Annotated in this window: 18 protein-coding genes, 1 tRNA gene and 2 pseudogenes; 10 read left to right on the forward strand and 11 right to left on the reverse strand. The window is 68.1% G+C overall.

Annotated elements, in window-relative coordinates; genetic code table 11:
* Positions 1-135, forward strand: a pseudogene (locus A5698_RS28620) (iron-containing redox enzyme family protein); the annotation flags it as partial.
* Here A5698_RS28620 and A5698_RS14305 read toward each other — a convergent pair.
* Both A5698_RS14305 and A5698_RS14310 read right to left on the reverse strand, forming a co-directional pair.
* A complete protein-coding gene (locus A5698_RS14305) occupies positions 115-369 on the reverse strand; it encodes a CDGSH iron-sulfur domain-containing protein (RefSeq protein ID WP_197506763.1) in 255 nt (84 codons plus the stop codon). The pseudogene A5698_RS28620 and the gene A5698_RS14305 overlap by 21 nt on opposite strands.
* Positions 366-1,478 carry an iron-containing redox enzyme family protein gene (locus tag A5698_RS14310; RefSeq protein WP_084792445.1) on the reverse strand — a complete coding sequence of 371 codons (1,113 nt, stop codon included), beginning with the start codon at positions 1,476-1,478 and terminating at the stop codon, positions 366-368. The genes A5698_RS14305 and A5698_RS14310 overlap by 4 nt, the downstream gene beginning before the upstream one ends.
* A gap of 110 nt (positions 1,479-1,588) precedes the next feature.
* Here A5698_RS14310 and A5698_RS14315 point away from each other — a divergent pair, with 110 nt between their 5' ends.
* A complete protein-coding gene (locus A5698_RS14315) occupies positions 1,589-1,987 on the forward strand; it encodes a hypothetical protein (protein WP_156670759.1) in 399 nt (132 codons plus the stop codon).
* 156 nt (positions 1,988-2,143) lie between these two features.
* Here the strand turns inward: A5698_RS14315 and A5698_RS14320 are convergent.
* The 4 genes from A5698_RS14320 to ponA2 form a co-directional block, all read right to left on the reverse strand.
* Positions 2,144-2,217, reverse strand: a tRNA-Pro gene (locus tag A5698_RS14320).
* 275 nt (positions 2,218-2,492) lie between these two features.
* Complete coding sequence (gene cds1, locus A5698_RS14325; RefSeq protein WP_068297943.1) at positions 2,493-3,599, reverse strand: L-cysteine desulfhydrase Cds1; 1,107 nt, start codon at positions 3,597-3,599, stop codon at positions 2,493-2,495.
* On the reverse strand, positions 3,596-4,558 hold the full coding sequence (locus tag A5698_RS14330) for a metallophosphoesterase (RefSeq protein WP_068297946.1): 963 nt from the start codon (positions 4,556-4,558) through the stop codon (positions 3,596-3,598). The genes cds1 and A5698_RS14330 overlap by 4 nt, the downstream gene beginning before the upstream one ends.
* 71 nt (positions 4,559-4,629) lie before the next feature.
* Positions 4,630-7,092: a transglycosylase/D,D-transpeptidase PonA2 gene (gene ponA2 / locus A5698_RS14335; protein ID WP_068297949.1), complete on the reverse strand. Its 2,463-nt coding sequence runs from the start codon at positions 7,090-7,092 to the stop codon at positions 4,630-4,632.
* 296 nt (positions 7,093-7,388) lie between these two features.
* Between ponA2 and A5698_RS14340 the strand changes: the two are divergent.
* Positions 7,389-7,746: pseudogene (locus A5698_RS14340) on the forward strand (WhiB family transcriptional regulator).
* Positions 7,747-7,781: 35 nt separating this feature from the next.
* Here A5698_RS14340 and bagB read toward each other — a convergent pair.
* A complete protein-coding gene (gene bagB / locus A5698_RS14345; protein WP_068297952.1) occupies positions 7,782-8,909 on the reverse strand; it encodes an ATPase BagB in 1,128 nt (375 codons plus the stop codon).
* Positions 8,910-8,940: 31 nt separating this feature from the next.
* Positions 8,941-9,960, reverse strand: a complete 1,020-nt coding sequence (gene bagA / locus A5698_RS14350) for an ATPase BagA (RefSeq protein WP_068297956.1) — start codon at positions 9,958-9,960, stop codon at positions 8,941-8,943.
* Positions 9,961-10,036: 76 nt separating this feature from the next.
* Here bagA and sp36 point away from each other — a divergent pair, with 76 nt between their 5' ends.
* The 3 genes from sp36 to A5698_RS14360 are packed head-to-tail and all read left to right on the forward strand — an operon-like array spanning position 10,037 to position 11,423.
* The gene (gene sp36 / locus A5698_RS28625; RefSeq protein WP_090278496.1) at positions 10,037-10,198 is read left to right on the forward strand and encodes a Sp36 family protein; all 162 of its coding nucleotides are present in this window, start codon (positions 10,037-10,039) and stop codon (positions 10,196-10,198) included.
* Entirely contained in the window at positions 10,195-10,650 is a 456-nt protein-coding gene (locus A5698_RS14355) for a RidA family protein (RefSeq protein WP_068297961.1), read from the forward strand. The genes sp36 and A5698_RS14355 overlap by 4 nt, the downstream gene beginning before the upstream one ends.
* Complete coding sequence (locus A5698_RS14360; protein ID WP_068297965.1) at positions 10,647-11,423, forward strand: MBL fold metallo-hydrolase; 777 nt, start codon at positions 10,647-10,649, stop codon at positions 11,421-11,423. The genes A5698_RS14355 and A5698_RS14360 overlap by 4 nt, the downstream gene beginning before the upstream one ends.
* Positions 11,424-11,443: 20 nt before the next feature.
* On the opposite strand, the gene crp is transcribed toward A5698_RS14360, so the two are convergent.
* Both crp and A5698_RS14370 read right to left on the reverse strand, forming a co-directional pair.
* Positions 11,444-12,118 (reverse strand): cAMP-activated global transcriptional regulator CRP, encoded by a 675-nt coding sequence (crp, locus tag A5698_RS14365; RefSeq protein ID WP_064347819.1) that lies wholly within the window; start codon positions 12,116-12,118, stop codon positions 11,444-11,446.
* An 88-nt stretch (positions 12,119-12,206) separates the two neighbouring features.
* Positions 12,207-12,500, reverse strand: a complete 294-nt coding sequence (locus A5698_RS14370) for a hypothetical protein (RefSeq protein WP_353651819.1) — start codon at positions 12,498-12,500, stop codon at positions 12,207-12,209.
* A 270-nt stretch (positions 12,501-12,770) separates the two neighbouring features.
* Between A5698_RS14370 and nth the strand changes: the two genes are divergently transcribed.
* From nth to marP, 4 genes are read left to right on the forward strand one after another with little or no spacing between them, the layout of a single operon-like run.
* On the forward strand, positions 12,771-13,451 hold the full coding sequence (gene nth, locus A5698_RS14375) for an endonuclease III (RefSeq protein ID WP_197506772.1): 681 nt from the start codon (positions 12,771-12,773) through the stop codon (positions 13,449-13,451).
* Positions 13,452-13,472: 21 nt separating this feature from the next.
* Positions 13,473-14,111, forward strand: coding sequence for a TlpA family protein disulfide reductase (locus tag A5698_RS14380; RefSeq protein ID WP_068297973.1), 639 nt, complete (start codon positions 13,473-13,475; stop codon positions 14,109-14,111).
* Between the two features lie 16 nt (positions 14,112-14,127).
* The gene (locus tag A5698_RS14385; RefSeq protein WP_068297975.1) at positions 14,128-14,904 is read left to right on the forward strand and encodes an NUDIX hydrolase; all 777 of its coding nucleotides are present in this window, start codon (positions 14,128-14,130) and stop codon (positions 14,902-14,904) included.
* Positions 14,901-16,088, forward strand: a complete 1,188-nt coding sequence (marP, locus tag A5698_RS14390) for an acid resistance serine protease MarP (RefSeq protein WP_068297979.1) — start codon at positions 14,901-14,903, stop codon at positions 16,086-16,088. Before A5698_RS14385 ends, marP begins: the two co-directional genes overlap by 4 nt.
* Here marP and A5698_RS14395 read toward each other — a convergent pair.
* The coding region (locus A5698_RS14395) for an alpha/beta fold hydrolase (RefSeq protein WP_197506771.1) at positions 16,085-16,556 on the reverse strand (472 nt) is incomplete at its 5' end. The genes marP and A5698_RS14395 overlap by 4 nt on opposite strands.

Raw genomic sequence — 16,556 nt, forward strand, 5'->3', positions numbered from 1 at the left:
GCGCGGGAGCCGCATCTGGATCGCGACGTGGTGTTCGGAATCCGCGCTCGGGATGTCGTCGAGGAGCGGCTGGCCAGGCACGTGATGGAGTGCTGGACCGAGAACCGCTCGTCGCTACGCCGGCCGCTGAGCTGACGAGGTCTTCGCGGCCGACGCGTTCTGCTTGGCAGGCGCGTCGGCGCGCTTGCGACACCGGTGGCTGGTGTCGCACAACGGATAGTCCTTGCTGCGCCGGCACGTGCAGACCGCGACCATGAATCGGTCGGATTCCACCATCTGACCGTCGGGCATCTCGATGCGCACCGGCCCCTGCACCATCAGCGGGCCGTTGGGCACCACCCGCACGGTGCGAGGTTCGCTGTCGCTCACGGCTTGTCGGCCCGGATCACGAGCAGTTCCTCTTCGCGACGACCCGGTTCCAGGCGGCCGCACTCCTCGAGCCACAATGCGCGCGACGACAACACGGGTCCGAAGGGAATCCACTGTCGCGCAACGATTTCGGTGTCCAGTCCGGCGCTGGCCAGCCGCTCCTCGACGACATCCCGAGCGCGGATTCCGAACACCACGTCGCGATCCAGATGCGGCTCCCGCGCAACCAGATCACCGACGACATCGGTGCGGACCACCTGCTCGTGCACCGCATCGGCCACGACGTGCTCCTGGTAGAACGCCACGCAGGCGTCGGGAGCGCCCATGCGGCGCAACGCCTCCACCAACCGGCGCGACCCGGGTGACGACGTGATCTCCGTCGACGCGAAATGTCCGATCGAGGCCCCACGCAGTTCGCGGTGCAACCCGAACAGCGACATGAGGTTGACCGACGCCAGCGCATCGGCGGGCACGTTGTCGAGGTAGCCGAGGTACGACGAGTCGAGGCCTACCGCATCCATCAACTCCGCGTATAGGTGTTGGTGCACGTGTTCGCCACGGCCACCGCCGAATTCGTCGAACTCGACGGCGACGAACGCGGCCTTGGAGTGCCCGGCGAGACGCGGGATGGTCCACGCGTGCGGGTCACCCTCTTTGAGGTGATATACCGAGCGGTGCACGAAGTATTCGAGCATCTGCTCCCAGCTGCCCTTGTCGCGCAGGAAGTATGACGGACCCTCGCCGTCGACCGGTTCGATCGACAGCTTGTCCATCTCGGCCTCCGCGGTTTCGCCCTCGGCGATCTCCCCGACGTCGTGGCGCACCGCGTCGAGGAACGCCTCCTCGAACCGGCCGCGAAGGTGCAGCAGAGCGGGGTTCCACTCCCAGCGGGCACTGACGCCGGCGAAGCCGCGGTAGTGCAGCTCGTAGCAGATGTAGAGGGCGAGCTGGAGGTCGAGACCGTACGGGTCGGCGTCGAACATCGGCACATCGATCGGCCGCAACGGCAACGAGGGGCGGCCTCGCTGAAGGAGGTCGATGACGGTCGCGGACAGCGGTCCGACGGCCTTCGGCAGGGCAGGCTCGACTAGCGTCGACGGTAAAGTCACGTACTCATCAATACCCGCATCCGCGCCGGTCAAACACGTGTTCGGTACTTTGGAAGCGATCCGTTTCCATCCTCTCGGAACCACCCATCTCGCGAAGGAGAGTGACCTCCGTGACTGCCGATGCGGAGCCACCCGGCCCGCCTGACGCCGCAGCCGGTGAGGATCACTCCCGGCGGTATGACAAGCACTGGGCGTGGTTCGTTGGGGTGCTCGCCGTGCTGGGAGTAGCCGGTTTCGGCTTGAGCGTCGTGGCGATGCTGCCGCTGGCGATGGCCACTGACGGCTGCTACGAGACCAGCACTGATGCGGTGTGCTCACTCTCGGCGCGGGGCCAGAACGTGCTCGTATTCATTCCTTGGATGTGCCTGGCCGTGGGCACGGCAGCGGCGGTCGCAGGTGCAGGCGTCGCTGCGCGTCTCCGTCGGACACCTTTGATCGGTGTCCCGGTTGGCATCGCCGCGTACTTCGCGATGGTCCCGGTCGGCTACGCGCTCGCGTTCCAGGTGTAGATGCCCTTGGCCTCCGGCTGCGGCGTTCCGACGTGGACCCGCTTTGGCGGCAACACGTTTCAGGTGGCTCTCTCGCGGTCTGCGGTCGCCAAAGAAAAAGCCCTGAACCCGAAACGCAGGTTCAGAGCTATTCCGATGTCTTGGCACATCACACAGTCGGGGTGGCGGGATTCGAACCCACGACCTCTTCGTCCCGAACGAAGCGCGCTACCAAGCTGCGCCACACCCCGCGTGAAGCCACGACAGCGTATCGCACCGGCGGGCAGCTAAGCCAAACGCCCACGGCCGACGGCGACGGCGATAGCGCGCCCGGCCGAAGTCGTGATTCGCGACACGCCGCGGGAAGCAAAGAGTTGTCGGTGGCGTTGTCCATCATTGAAGGCAAACGACGAAGCGAGGACGAGATGACTGGGCTAGGCGCATCCATCTACCTGGGTTTCTTCGTGCTCGCCGCAGTGTGGCTGTTCTTGACCTCCGACGGCCCGCTGATCGGCGGGGCGGACGATCAGGGCCAGCGGCCGGAGCGTTCGAATTCGGCCAATACCGACGCGAACTCCGAGGGGTCCAGCCCCTGGCTGGTCAGCCACTCGTCGCAGAAGTAGGTGTCCGCGTAGCGGTCGCCGCTGTCAGCGAGCAGCGTGACCACTGATCCGCTTCGTCCTTCCGCCCTCATCTCGGCCAACAGGCCGAACGCCCCCCACAGATTCGTTCCCGTCGACGGACCCACTCGACGGCCCAACACCCTGCTGGCATGCTGCGCGGCGGCGACCGAGGCGGCGTCCGGCACGACCACCATCCGGTCGACGACGCCCGGCAGGAACGACGGTTCCACCCGTGGCCGCCCGATCCCCTCGATCCGCGACGACATACCCGTCACCACATCGCCGCGGCCCTGCGCGTAGGACGGAAAGAACGCCGAGTTCTCCGGGTCCACCACACACAACCGCGTGGCATAGCGCCGATAGCGGATGTAGCGGCCGATGGTGGCGCTCGTCCCTCCGGTACCGGCCCCCACCACGATCCAATCGGGCACCGGGTGCGCCTCATCGCGCATCTGCTCGAAGATCGACTCGGCGATGTTGTTGTTGCCGCGCCAGTCGGTGGCCCGCTCGGCATTGGTGAACTGATCGATGTAATGGCCCCCGGTGTCCGCGGCGAGCCGTTCGGCCTCCGCGTACACCTGGCTGGACTCGGCGACGAAATGGCAACGGCCGCCCTGGGATTCGATCAAGGCGATCTTGCTGGCACTCGTCGATGACGGCACCACGGCGATGAATGGCAGGCCCAGCAGCGCTGCGAAATACGCCTCGGACACCGCCGTGGATCCCGACGATGCCTCGATGATCGTGGTGTTCTCGTCGATCCACCCGTTGCACAAGCCGTAGAGGAACAGCGACCGCGCCAACCGGTGCTTGAGGCTGCCGGTGATGTGGGTCGTCTCGTCCTTGAGGTACAGCTGCAGATCGCAACCGTCACACCACGCCGACGGCAGCGGATACCGCAACAGGTGGGTGTCGGCGCTGCGGCGGGCGTCGGCCTCGATCAACCGGACCGCTTCGTCCGCCCACGTGCGCGGGCCGCTACGACTTGCTGTGAGTGCCTTGTCGGTCACCGCACCGAGACACTCGGGTGGGAGGTACCCTCCCGAGCGCCCGCGTCCCGGCCGCCGATCGGCGCGGCGACCAGAGTCAGCAGCGTCGCCTCGGGGCGGCAGCAGAACCGCAGCGGCGCGTACGGCGAGGTGCCGATGCCCGCCGAGACGTGCAGCTGCGTGCGTGCACCCCATCGCGACGGGCCCTTCACCCGCGAACGGTCCAGGCCGCAGTTGGTGACGAGGGCTCCGTAGAACGGCAGGCAGAGCTGGCCGCCGTGGGTGTGGCCCGCCATCACCAGCTGGTAGCCGTCGGCGGCGAAGCGGTCGAGCACCCGCGGCTCCGGCGAATGGGTCAGCCCCAGTGTCAGGTTGGCGGCCGGACTCGCCGGGCCGGCGATGGTGTCGTAGCGGTCGCGCGACAGGTGCGGGTCGTCGACGCCGGCCGCCGCGATCGTCAGACCGCGAACCTCGAGCTCGCGGCGGGTGTGGGTGAGATCCAGCCAGCCGCGCTCGGTGAACGCTGCCCGCAGGTCCTGCCAGGGCAGCGGCTCACCGTGAATGCGATGGCTCGGCCGGGTGACGTAGTTCAGGGGGTTCTTCGCCCGCGGTGCGAAGTAGTCGTTGCTGCCGAACACGAACACCCCGGGGACCGAGAGCAACTCCGACAGCGACTGCACCACAGCGGGCACGGCCTTCGGGTGCGCGAGGTTGTCGCCGGTGTTGACCACGAGATCGGGCTCCAGCGTCACCAGGTCACGCAGCCACGCCTGCTTGCGACGTTGGCCGGGACGCATGTGGATGTCGCTGATGTGCAGCACCTTCAGCGGCGATGACCCGGGCGAGAGCACCGGCATCGTCACTTCCCGCACCACGAAGGCGTTTCGCTCGATCACCGATGCGTAGCCGATGCCGGCGACCAGCGCGCCTGCCGACGCCGCGGCGGAGTTCTTCAGGATCGTCGTCGAACGAGCGGACATGCTGCAGAGCCTACTGCCAGAGCCGCCGGCTCAGCGTCCTCGCCCGGCCGGGCGTGGGCAAGCGCACAGCATCACGGCGGCGGTGGTGGCGCCGGCGGCGGCGGTCCGAGCACGGGCACCGTGATCGGCGGAAGTCCGGGGATCTCGACCACCGTCTGGCCGACGGGCGCGGGGAGCCCGGGTATCGCGCCCGGCGGAGGCGGCGGCGGTGCGGGCGGGATGCCGTTGGAGACTTGGATCGTGATGATCGAGCCCGGCACCGTCTGCCCGGCGGGCGACGTGCCGACAACGGAGCCGCGAGGTGCGTTGCTGTTCACCGAGGACGCCTGGTCAGCGACCTGGAAGCCGGCGTCGCGCAGACGCTGGCGGGCGGTGCTCTCCGTCATGCCCGACACGCTGGGCACACGCGAGCCGGGGCCGCCCTCGACGTAGCGCGGATCCGTCGGCGGCAGCCGGACCTCGCCGAAGTTGGTGGCGATCGGCTTGATCGCGGCGAACCACGTCCTGGCCGGCTCGTTACCGCCATACAGGTTGCCGGAACCGCACTTGCGCAGCGGGAACGAACACAGTTCGCCGGGGGCGGTGGAGTCGTCGTAGATGTAGTTCCCGGCGGCGAGTGTGTTGGTGAATCCGAGGAACGCCGACGAGCGGTGGGCCTCGGTGGTACCGGTCTTACCCGCCATCGGCAGGTCCCAGCCGACCGAACCGGCCGCCGCGGCCGCGGTGCCCGCTCCCTCGTGGTCCTTGCTCATCGCGGTGGCCATCGTGTTGGCAAGACCCTCGGGCACCACCTGTTCGCAGGTCTCGGTGGTGACGGAGACCTCCTCGCCGTTACGGTCGATGACCTGGGCGATGGGGTTCGGCGGGCACCACACGCCGCCGGAGGCCAGCGTCGCGCCGACATTGGCGAACTCGAGCGCGTTGACCTCGATCGGGCCCAGCACGAACGAGCCGAGGTTCTGCCGTTTGACGAAGTCGGCGAGGCTCTCGTTACTGTCCGGGTCGTAATCGCGCGCGGTGCCCGGCAGCGCGTAGGACCGCAGCCCCAACCGCACCGCCATGTCGACGCTGCGCTGCACACCGACCTGCGAGATCAGCTTGGCGAAGGCGGTGTTCGGCGACGTCGCCAAGGCGTCGGTGATGTTCATCGTGCCGCGGTAGCCACCGGCGTTCTTCACACACCACGTCGCCGCCGGACAGCCCGGGGTGTCGCTGCTGCCGAGGCCCTTCGCCTGGAACTGCGCGGGCACGTCGAGCTGGGCGTTGATGCCCATGCCCATCTCCAGCGCCGCGGCCGTCGTGAACAGCTTGAACGTCGACCCGGCGCCGTCGCCCACCAGGGAGAACGGCTGCGGTTGCATGGTCTCGCCGGCCTCGGAGTTCAGTCCGTAGGTGCGGCTGCTGGCCATCGCCAGCACCGGGTGTGACTCCTTGCCCGGTTTGATCACGTTCATCACGCTGGCGACGCCGTTGAGGTCCGGGCTGGCGAACTGGTTGACCGCCGCCTTCACCGGCCCCTGGACGTCGGGGTCGAGCGTCGTCCTGATCAGGTATCCGCCCCTGGCGACCTGTTCCTTGCTGATCCCGGCGCGCGCCAGGTACTCGAGCACGTAGTCGCAGAAGAACGCGCGGTCACCCGCGGCGATGCAGCCGCGCGGCAGCTCCTTCGGCTGCGGAAGAACGCCGAGGGGCTGCTCCTTGGCGGCACGAAGCGCCTCCGCCTCCTCGGGGATGTTCTGGATCATGGTGTCCAGCACCAGGTTTCGCCGAGCCAGCGCGCCCTCTGGATTGGTGTAGGGGTTCAGCGTGCTGGTCGACTGCACCATGCCCGCCAGCAGGGCCGCCTGCTGCCAGTTCAACTCGGAAGCGTTGACACCGAAGTACGTCTGCGCGGCGTCCTGCACACCGAATGCTCCATTGCCGAACGACACCAGGTTCAGATAGCGGGTCAGGATCTCGGACTTGGTGAACGTCTTGTCCAGCGTCAACGCCATCCGGATCTCGCGCAGCTTGCGGGCCGGGGTGGTCTCGATCGCGGCCCGCTTCTCGGAGTCGGTCTGGGCGATCACCAGCAGCTGGTAGTTCTTGACGTACTGCTGCTCGATCGTCGAACCGCCGCGGGTGTCCAGGTTGCCGGACAGATAGCCGGACAAGCCGGTCAACGTGCCCTGCCAGTCGACGCCGTTGTGTTCGGCGAACCGCTTGTCCTCGATGGAGACGATCGCCAGCTTCATCGTGTTGGCGATCTGGTCGCTGGGCACCTCGAAGCGACGCTGGTTGTAGAGCCAGGCGATGACGTTGCCCTTGGCGTCGACCATCGTCGACACCTGCGGCACCTCGCCCTCGACGAGCTGCGCCGAACCGTTGGCCACCACATCGGAGGCCCGGTTGGAAATCAGGCCGAACCCGCCGACCACCGGGAACAGCAACGCCGCGGTGATCACGGCGGCCAGCAGAACGCACCACGCGAGCTTGATCACCGTGACCGTCGGCGGAGGCGCCGTCGGCGGTCCACTCGGCGGACTGTCCGACATGACCTACAGACTAACGACGTCGCAAAACGGCAACATCCGGCGGTGGACCACAGAGCTGAATCGCCCGCCTCGACCGGCGTGGACGTCAATTTTGCACCCTGACGGCACGGGCGTCCCAAAAAAGAGGGTTTCCATGTATTGCGCAGACCGGCTTTGACCATCTAATTTGGTCGGACAGTGCGATACAGGTCACACTGACCCCTCGCAATGTGGCGTAGATCGCATCAGCGTTCTACCGACCAGGGAGTGCGCCGCACCGGAGGTGGCCGGAGGCGGTTGGAACGGAGGGAACTCTGGTGTCAGCTACTAAGCCCGCGGCGCGCAGGACCGCGATGACGTCGTCGGCTCACAGCGTTGTGCACGGTGCTGAGGCCGAGGCCCGCATCGCCTGGGTCTCGCAAGCCCGATGCCGCCAGACCGATCCTGATGAGCTGTTCGTCCGGGGGGGCCGCACAGCGCAAAGCCGCGGTGATATGCCGGCATTGCCCGGTGATCCTCGAGTGCGGGGCCGATGCGCTCGACAACCGGGTGGAGTTCGGGGTCTGGGGTGGGATGACCGAGCGGCAACGCCGCGCTCTGCTCAAGCAGCATCCCGAGGTCGTCTCCTGGGCGGAGTTCTTCAACGCCCAGCGCAAGCACCGCAACGCGGTCTAATCCGCGCGGATAAGTCCGCGTCTCCCGCGCCGCCGCTAAGCGGCGGTCTCCCCGGTGATCTGATCGGCGATGGCCCGCAGCGCCTCTAGGTCCGAGACGTCGAATGGCAGCGAGGGCACTCCCACGATCGACACGTGCGGGTTGGCGCCGGTGAACCGCGACAGCAGCCGGATCTCACGTTTGGCGGTCATCGCGCGGTCGGCGTGAATTCGCAGGACCGCGGCCGTCACCGACTCCGGATCGTTCTTCTCGATGGTCTCGGCGGCCTCCTCGGCCTTCTCCGCGTGCAGATCGCAGAGCATCGGGTGCGTGCGGTTGAGGATCAGGCCAGCCAGCGGCATGTTCTCCTCCGAGAGCCGGTCGACGAAGAAGGACGCCTCGCGAAGCGCGTCCGGCTCGGCCGCCGACACCACCACGAACTGCGTCCCGCGCCGCTTGAGCAGTTCGTAGGTGCGGTCGGCCTTCTCGCGGAACCCGCCGAACGTCGAATCGAGTGACTGCACGAAAGACGCTGCATCCGAGAGCATTTGCGAGCCCAGGACCGTCGACAGCGCCTTCATCGCCAGCCCCATCGCGCCGGTGACCAACCGGCCGATGCCCCGGCCCGGACCCAGCAGCAGCTTCCAGAGCCGGCTGTCCATGAAGCCGCCCAACCGCTTCGGCGCGTCCAGGAAGTCCAACGCGTTGCGCGACGGCGGCGTGTCGACGACGACCAGATCCCAGCGGTCCTCGGCGAGCAACTGGCCGAGCTTCTCCATGGCCATGTACTCTTGCGTGCCCGCCAACGACGTGGCCACCGTCTGATAGAACTGGTTGTCCAGAATCTCTTGTGCCCGTTGGGTTCCCGAGTACTGGATGACCATCTCGTCGAACGTGCGGCGCATGTCGAGCATCATCGCGTGCAGTTCGCCCGGCACCTCGGGGGCCAGCGGAACCCGCTGCGGGGTGTTGCCGAGCGTCTTGATGCCCAGCGCCTGAGCGAGCCGCTTGGCGGGGTCGATGGTCAGCACCACGACGGTCCGGCCGTACTCCGCCGCGCGCAGCGCCATCGCCGCCGCGGTGGTGGTCTTACCGACACCTCCTGCGCCGCAGCACACCACGACGCGGTTCGCCGTGTCCTTGAGAATCGTGCCCATGTCGAGGGCCGGTGGAGTGGTGCTCATCGGATCCGACCCTTCTTCGCGCGAGCGCTCATCAGCGCACCCCCTGCCGTTCGAGTTCTTCGGCGAGTTCGTAGAGGCTGCCGAGGTCAACGCCGTCCACGATTTGCGGCAACTGCAGCCGCGCCACGTCCAGTGCGTCGAGTTGTTCCGCGCTCTCGGCACGCGCCTCGATCCGGGTGGCGTGCTGGATGGTCTCGGTCAACAGGCCGGCGAAGTCGGAGTCGGACAACGTGATTCCGACCTCGGTCAGGCTGGCGCGCACGGTGTCGGCGTCGATGTCTCCCTCGGCGGCCTTGGCCAGCGCATCGGGGGGCAGGTACGCGGGGATGTTGCGGTTGACGATGACGCTGCCGATCGGCAGGTCGAGTTCCTCGAGTTCCTCGATGGCCTCCAGCGTCTCCTGGATGGGCAGCGCTTCGAGCAGCGTGACGAGGTGGATCGCGGTCATGTCGGAGTGCAGCACCTTGACCACGCTCTCGGCCTGCCCGTGCACCGGGCCGCCCTTGGCCAGATCCGACACTGCCTTGGTGACGTCCAGGAAGCGCGCGATGCGGCCCGTCGGGGGCGAATCGACGACGACCGCGTCGTAAACCGGCTGCTTGCCCTTCTCGGCGCGGGTCACGATCTCGCGGATCTTGCCGGTCAGCAGCACGTCGCGCAGGCCCGGCGCGATCGTGGTCGCGAACTCGACGGCGCCGATCCTGCGCATCGCGCGGCCGGCCAGGCCCAGGTTGTAGAACATCTCGAGGTACTCGAGGAACGCGGCTTCGGTGTCGATGGCCAGCGCGTTGACCTGACCGCCACCCTCGGCGGTCGCGATCTTGACCTCCTGATAGGGCAGGGGAGGGACGTCGAACAGCTGCGCGATGCCTTGGCGCCCTTCGACTTCCACCAGCAGGACCTTGCGGCCGCCCGCCGCCAGCGCCAGCGCGAGCGATGCGGCGATCGTGGATTTGCCGGTGCCACCCTTGCCGGTGACGAAGTGCAGGCGAGCTTTGCTCAGCCGGGACGGCCAGCCGACGGATCTACCGCCATTGGTAGTGGAAGCCACTCGTGCATGCTAGCCAACGGGTTCTCGGCGTCCGCAGGTCCGCGGCCCCGTATCGGGCCGGAGATAAGCTCGGCCCATGAGTGAATCCACCCGGTGGGAATACGCCACCGTCCCGCTGCTGACCCACGCCACCAAGCAGATCCTCGACCAGTGGGGTGAGGACGGCTGGGAGTTGGTGTCCGTACTGCCGGGCCCCACGGGTGAACAGCACGTCGCATACCTCAAGCGCCCGAAATGACGGCGTCTGCGCGGCTGGCCGAGCTGGGCATCGAGTTGCCACCGGTGGTGGCGCCCCTTGCGGCCTACGTGCCGGCGGTGCGCACGGGCAACCTCGTCTACACCGCGGGCCAGTTGCCGATCCGCGACGGCGAGCTGCTGCAGACCGGCAAGGTCGGCGCAGGCGTCAACCCCGAACAGGCCCACGGCCTGGCCCGGGTGTGCGCGCTCAACGCCCTCGCCGCGGTGCACTCACTGGTCGGCATCGACTCGGTGACCCGGGTGGTCAAGGTGGTCGGATTCGTCGCCTCGGCACCCGGATTCCACGGCCAGCCCGGCGTGATCAACGGTGCGTCGGAACTGTTCGGTGAGGTGTTCGGGGACGCCGGAGCGCATGCCCGTTCCGCCGTCGGCGTCTCGGAGCTGCCGAGGGACGCCCCGGTCGAGGTCGAAGTGATCGTGGAGGTCGCGTGACGCCGGAGCATCCGGCGTACGGGCGGCTGCGCCCGGTCACCGAAACCGCCTCCGTGCTGTTGTGCGACAACCCCGGACTGATGACGCTGGAGGGCACCAACACGTGGGTGCTGCGCGGTCCCGGGAGCGACGAGATGGTCGTCGTCGACCCGGGCCCCGAGGACGACGCGCACATCGAGAAGATCCTCGAGCTGGGCACCATCCCGCTGGTGCTGATCAGCCACAAGCACGAGGATCACACCGGCGCCATCGACAAGGTCGTCGACAGCACGGGCGCGGTGGTGCGATCGGTGGGCAGCGGGTTCCTGCGGGGCCTCGGCGGCCCCCTCACCGACGGCGAGGCCATCGACGCGGCGGGGCTGCGCATCACCGTGATGGCCACACCGGGGCACACCGCCGACTCGGTGTCGTTCCTGCTCGACGACGCCGTGTTGACCGCCGACACCGTGCTCGGCCGCGGGACGACCGTCATCGACAAAGAAGACGGCAGCCTCACCGACTACCTGGAGTCACTGCGACGGCTGCGTGGCCTCGGGCGGCGCACCGTGTTGCCGGGGCACGGACCCGATCTCGACGACCTCGAAGCCGTCAGCGACATGTACCTGGCCCACCGCAAGGAGCGGCTCGAACAGGTGCGTGCGGCGTTGCGGGTGCTCGGCGACGACGCCACCACCCGCCAGGTCGTCGAACACGTCTACACCGACGTCGACGAGAAGCTGTGGGACGTAGCGGAATGGAGCGTTCAGGCGCAGCTCGACTACCTGCGGGCGTGATCTCGCGCCAGGTGCGCTCGTTACCTCGCTCGGCGGGCCAGGCGCTCCGAGTCCGAGATCAGAACGCTCTTGCCCTCCAAGCGAATCCAGCCGCGGTGGGCGAAATCGGCAAGCGCCTTGTTGACGGTCTCACGCGAGGCGCCGACGAGTTGGGCGATCTCCTCCTGGGTGAGGTCGTGCGTCACCCGCAGCGCGCCGCCCTCCTGGGTGCCGAAGCGCTGCGCCAGCTGCAGCAGCTGCTTGGCCACGCGGCCGGGCACGTCGGTGAAGATCAAGTCGGCGAGGTTGTTGTTGGTGCGGCGCAGTCGGCGGGCCAGCACCCGCAGCAGCTGCTCGGCGATCTCCGGCCGGTCGGCGATCCACGCGCGCAATGCGTCACGGTCCATCGACACCGCGCGGACCTCGGTGATGGTGGTCGCGCTCGACGTCCGCGGACCCGGGTCGAAGATGGAGAGCTCGCCGAACATGTCCGACGGACCCATGATGGTGAGCAGATTCTCGCGGCCGTCCGGCGACCGGCGACCGATCTTGACCTTGCCCGAAATGATGATGTAGAGCCGATCGCCGGGCTCCCCCTCGGCGAACACGGTGTGTCCACGGGGGAAGTCGACTGGCTGCAATTGCTTGGTCAGCGCGGTGACGGCGCTCGGTTCGACCCCCTGGAAGATTCCGGCCCGCGCCAGGATCTCGTCCACGTTGCCCCTCTTAAGCTGTTAGGTGAAGCCGACCTCTATCGGTAAGCGAGATAAGTCTAGAGGTACCCGATTTCGTGACCAGCCCACGCTACACACGATCGGCATGTCGGGTCTGCTGAAATTCCGGATTCATCCGGTGCTGGGCATACGCCCGAACCGGCAGATCCGCAGCCCGAAAATGCGCGGTTGACCCGTTGGCGATCGGATGCTCGACGTGCTGCCGTTGGCGCATACCGTCCAGCGCCCGGCTCATTCCGTCCCGCGCCAGCCTGTCGACGTCGGACGGTTCGGCCCGCTCAAAGAATTTCGCCACGTCGGTGGCCGACACCGTATCGGGGTTCAGGCCCGCCTCGAGCCGCTGCAGCCCGAGCGTCGCTGCCATCAGCAACCCCGGAATCAGGCCAACGAGCAACCACGACACAACGCAGAAGTAAACACGCCCAAGGTCTCAGCGGGATCACGAATCGTCACCGGTCCGCACCACTTCGCGACGGCGGCTGCCACGACCTTTTCGGTGGCTTTGTCCGAGCGTCTCAGTACGCTGGCAGTCGTGACCGTAAGCGAGGCGTCGGCAAAGAAGGCGGGCACGCTCAAGCGTGCCAAGAAGCGCGACGGCGAGACGCGCACCGGTCTCGTTCGCCGTGCGCGGCGGATGAATCGCACGCTGGCGCAGGCCTTTCCGCACGTGTACTGCGAGCTGGATTTCACCAACCCGCTCGAGCTCACCGTCGCCACGATCCTGTCCGCGCAGAGCACCGACAAGCGGGTCAACCTCACCACCCCCGGGTTGTTCAAGAAGTACCGCACCGCCCTGGACTACGCGCAGGCCGACCGCACGGAGCTAGAGGAGCTCATCCGGCCCACCGGCTTCTACCGCAACAAGGCGAATTCGCTCATCCGGCTGGGGCAGGAACTCGTCGAGCGGTTCGACGGCGAAGTGCCGGCGACCATGGACGAGCTGGTCACCCTTCCCGGCGTCGGGCGCAAGACCGCCAACGTCATCCTCGGCAACGCGTTCGGCGTCCCGGGAATCACCGTCGACACCCATTTCGGGCGGCTGGTGCGCCGCTGGGGGTGGACCACCGAAGAGGACCCCGTCAAGGTCGAGCACGCGGTCGGTGAGCTCATCGAACGCCGCGAGTGGACCGACCTCAGCCACCGGGTGATCTTCCACGGCCGACGGGTCTGCCACGCCCGGAAACCGGCGTGCGGCGTATGCGTACTGGCCAACGACTGTCCGTCGTTCGGCATCGGACCGACCGATCCCGTGACCGCCGCGGCGCTGGTCAAAGGACCCGAGACCGAACACCTGCTGGCCATGGCCGGTCTGTAGCCCGCGCCGACCCGACCGACCGTGCGTACCTCGACCCGTTGGACCGTCGTGGTGCTCGTGGTCCTGTTGGCGCTCGGGTGGGCCCTGTGGGCGCAGCTGGACCGCGATCCCGGGTCCACCGGGACGTCGTCGCAGCCCACCGCACGAGACCGCCGCGCCGCCGACACCGCCGAGGCGCTGGCGGGTCCCCGCGCCGAGGCCGATCTGCCGCCGTGTCCCGGCCCCGGCGCTGGTGCGGGCCCGGAGGCCCTGCGGGGGATCACGCTGGAATGCGCGGGCGACGGGGCGATGGTCGACGTGGCCAAGGTGCTGGCCGGCCGCGTCGTCGTGCTCAACCTGTGGGCGTACTGGTGTGCGCCGTGCACCGCCGAACTTCCGGCGATGGCCGAATACCAGCGGCGCATGGGTACTGCAGTGACCGTGCTGACCGTGCACCAGGACGAGAACGAGACGGCGGCGCTGTTGCGGCTGGCCGAACTCGGCGTGCGGCTGCCCACGCTGCAGGACGGCAGGCGGCTGATCGCCGCGGCGCTGCGGGTACCCAACGTCATGCCCGCAACCGTGGTGCTGCGCGCGGACGGTACCGTTGCCGACGTCCTGCCGCGCTCCTTCACCAGCGCCGATGAGATCGCCGCGGCGGTGGGGCCGCAGTTGGCGTGAGGACGGGAGAGCCGAGGTGAGCTGGGTCAGCGAGGGCAGCGGTCTGACGCCCGACGCCGCCCCGGCCTGGCTGAAGCCGCTGCTGGACAACGCCGGCGACATCAAGCGGGCCTATCGCAGGCGGGTGCCGCCCGAACTGTTGGCGATGGTCACCAGCGAAGGCAAACCCGCACAGGCCGACGCGCGCGAGGCGGCGGTGCTGGTGCTGTTCTCCGGGCCCGCCGACTCCCCGACCGGCGGCGTCCCCGACGACGCCGACCTGCTGGTCACGGTGCGCGCGGGCACGCTGCGACATCACGCGGGTCAGGCCGCGTTTCCCGGGGGCGCCGTCGAGGTCGGCGACCACAGCCCCGTGCAGACGGCGCTGCGAGAGGCCAATGAGGAGACCGGGATCGACGGCGGTCGGCTGCATCCGCTCACCACAATGGAGCGGCTGTTCATCCCGCCGTCGGGCTTCCACGTCGTACCGGTGCTGGCCTACTCTTCGGACCCGGGTCCGGTGCGCGTCGTCGACGAGGCCGAGACCGCGCACGTCGCCCGGGTGCCGGTGCGCGCGTTCGTCAATCCCGAAAACCGCATCATGGTGTACCGCAGCGCGAACACCCGCCGCTATGCGGGCCCGGCGTTCCTGCTCAACGAGATGCTGGTGTGGGGTTTCACCGGTCAGGTGATCTCGGCGATGCTCGACGTCGCCGGCTGGGCGCAGCCGTGGAATACCGACGACGTGCGCGAACTGGAGGACGCAATGGCGCTCGTCGGCCGCGGCGGCGGTTACGGTGATGCACAATCATGACTTCGTCACAGTGGGTGGACCTCGTCGTCCTCGGTATCGCCTTCGTCGCGGGCATCTCGGGCTGGCGCTCGGGCGCGCTGGGCTCGATGCTGTCGTTCCTCGGGGTGGTGCTCGGCGCGGTCGCCGGTGTGCTGTTGGCGCCGCACCTGGTCGCCAACATCGAGGGGCCGCGCACCAAGCTGTTCGTCACTCTGTTTCTGATCCTGGCGTTGGTCGTCGTCGGCGAGATCGCGGGCGTCGTACTCGGCCGCGCTGTGCGCAGCGCCATCCGGAACCGATCGCTGCGGGCGGTCGATTCGCTGGTCGGCGTCGCGATCCAGATCGTGGCCGTCCTGGTGGCCGCCTGGATGCTGACCTACCCGCTGCAATCGTCGGATCAGCCGAACCTCGCCGCGGCGGTGCGCGGTTCGAAGGTACTCAAAGAGGTCAACGACGCCGCGCCGGGATGGCTGCGGCAGGTGCCGACCCGCCTCTCGGCGCTGTTGGACACCTCGGGCCTGCCGGATGTACTGCAACCGTTCGGCCGCACCCCGATCGTCGCGGTCGACGCCCCCGACGCCGCGCTCGCCGCCGATCCGGTGGTGGCGGCGGCCCGCCCCAGCGTCGTCAAGATCCGCGGGGTGGCGCCGGGTTGCCAGAAGGTGCTCGAGGGCACCGGCTTCGTCGCCGCCAGCAATCGCGTGATCTCGAACGCCCACGTGGTGGCCGGATCGGAGAGCGTCACCGTCGAGGCCGACGGGCAGACCTACGACGCGTTCGTCGTCTCCTACGACCCGCAGGCCGACATCTCGATCCTCGACGTGCCGGACCTGCCGTCGGCGCCGCTGTCGTTCGCCGAGACCCCCGCCACCACCGGAACCGACGCGGTGGTGATGGGCTACCCCGGCGGCGGCAACTTCGTCGCCACACCGGCGCGTGTGCGCGAGATCATCGAGCTGAGCGGTCCCGACATCTACCGCACCACCACCGTCGAGCGCGAGGTCTACACCATCAGAGGCAGTGTGCGACAGGGTAATTCGGGTGGCCCGATGATCGACAAGGACGGTCGGGTGCTGGGCGTGGTGTTCGGCGCAGCGGTCGACGATGCTGACACCGGCTTCGTGCTCACCGCCGACGAGGTGTCGCATCAACTGGCCAAACTCGGCAACAGCGAGCGGGTGCCCACCGGCGCCTGTGTCGCCTAGCCGTACACCTGCCTGAGGAACCGCGACAGTTGCGCGTTGACCTTCTCCGGTGCTTCCTCGTGTCCGAAATGCCCTGCACCGTCGATGGATACGTAACGACCGTGCGGTGCGTAGCGCTGGGTGCGGTACACCGGATCGGCGAGCACGTAAGGGTCGACGTCGCCGCGCATGTGCAGCACGGGCACGTTGATCGGCCGCACCATCGAGCGCATGAAACGGCGTCCTTCGCCGCGTAGTTGGCTGCGGACGGCCCAGCGCTGGTACTCCAATGCCGAGTGCGCGGCACCGGGTATCTGGATGGCGCGCCGCATGTGTCCGATGGTCTCGGAGAAATCTTCGGAGGCAAGCCAATTACTGCCCGCGCGGCTGCGCACGAGGTGCTCCAGTTCCTCAGCGTTATGTCGCGTCAGCGTTCGCTCGGGCCACATCGGCACTTGGTAGCGCAGCATCGACGGCAACAGCGCGCGG

It is taken from the genome of Mycobacterium sp. E136, assembly GCF_001666865.1.
Lineage (GTDB): Bacteria > Actinomycetota > Actinomycetes > Mycobacteriales > Mycobacteriaceae > Mycobacterium.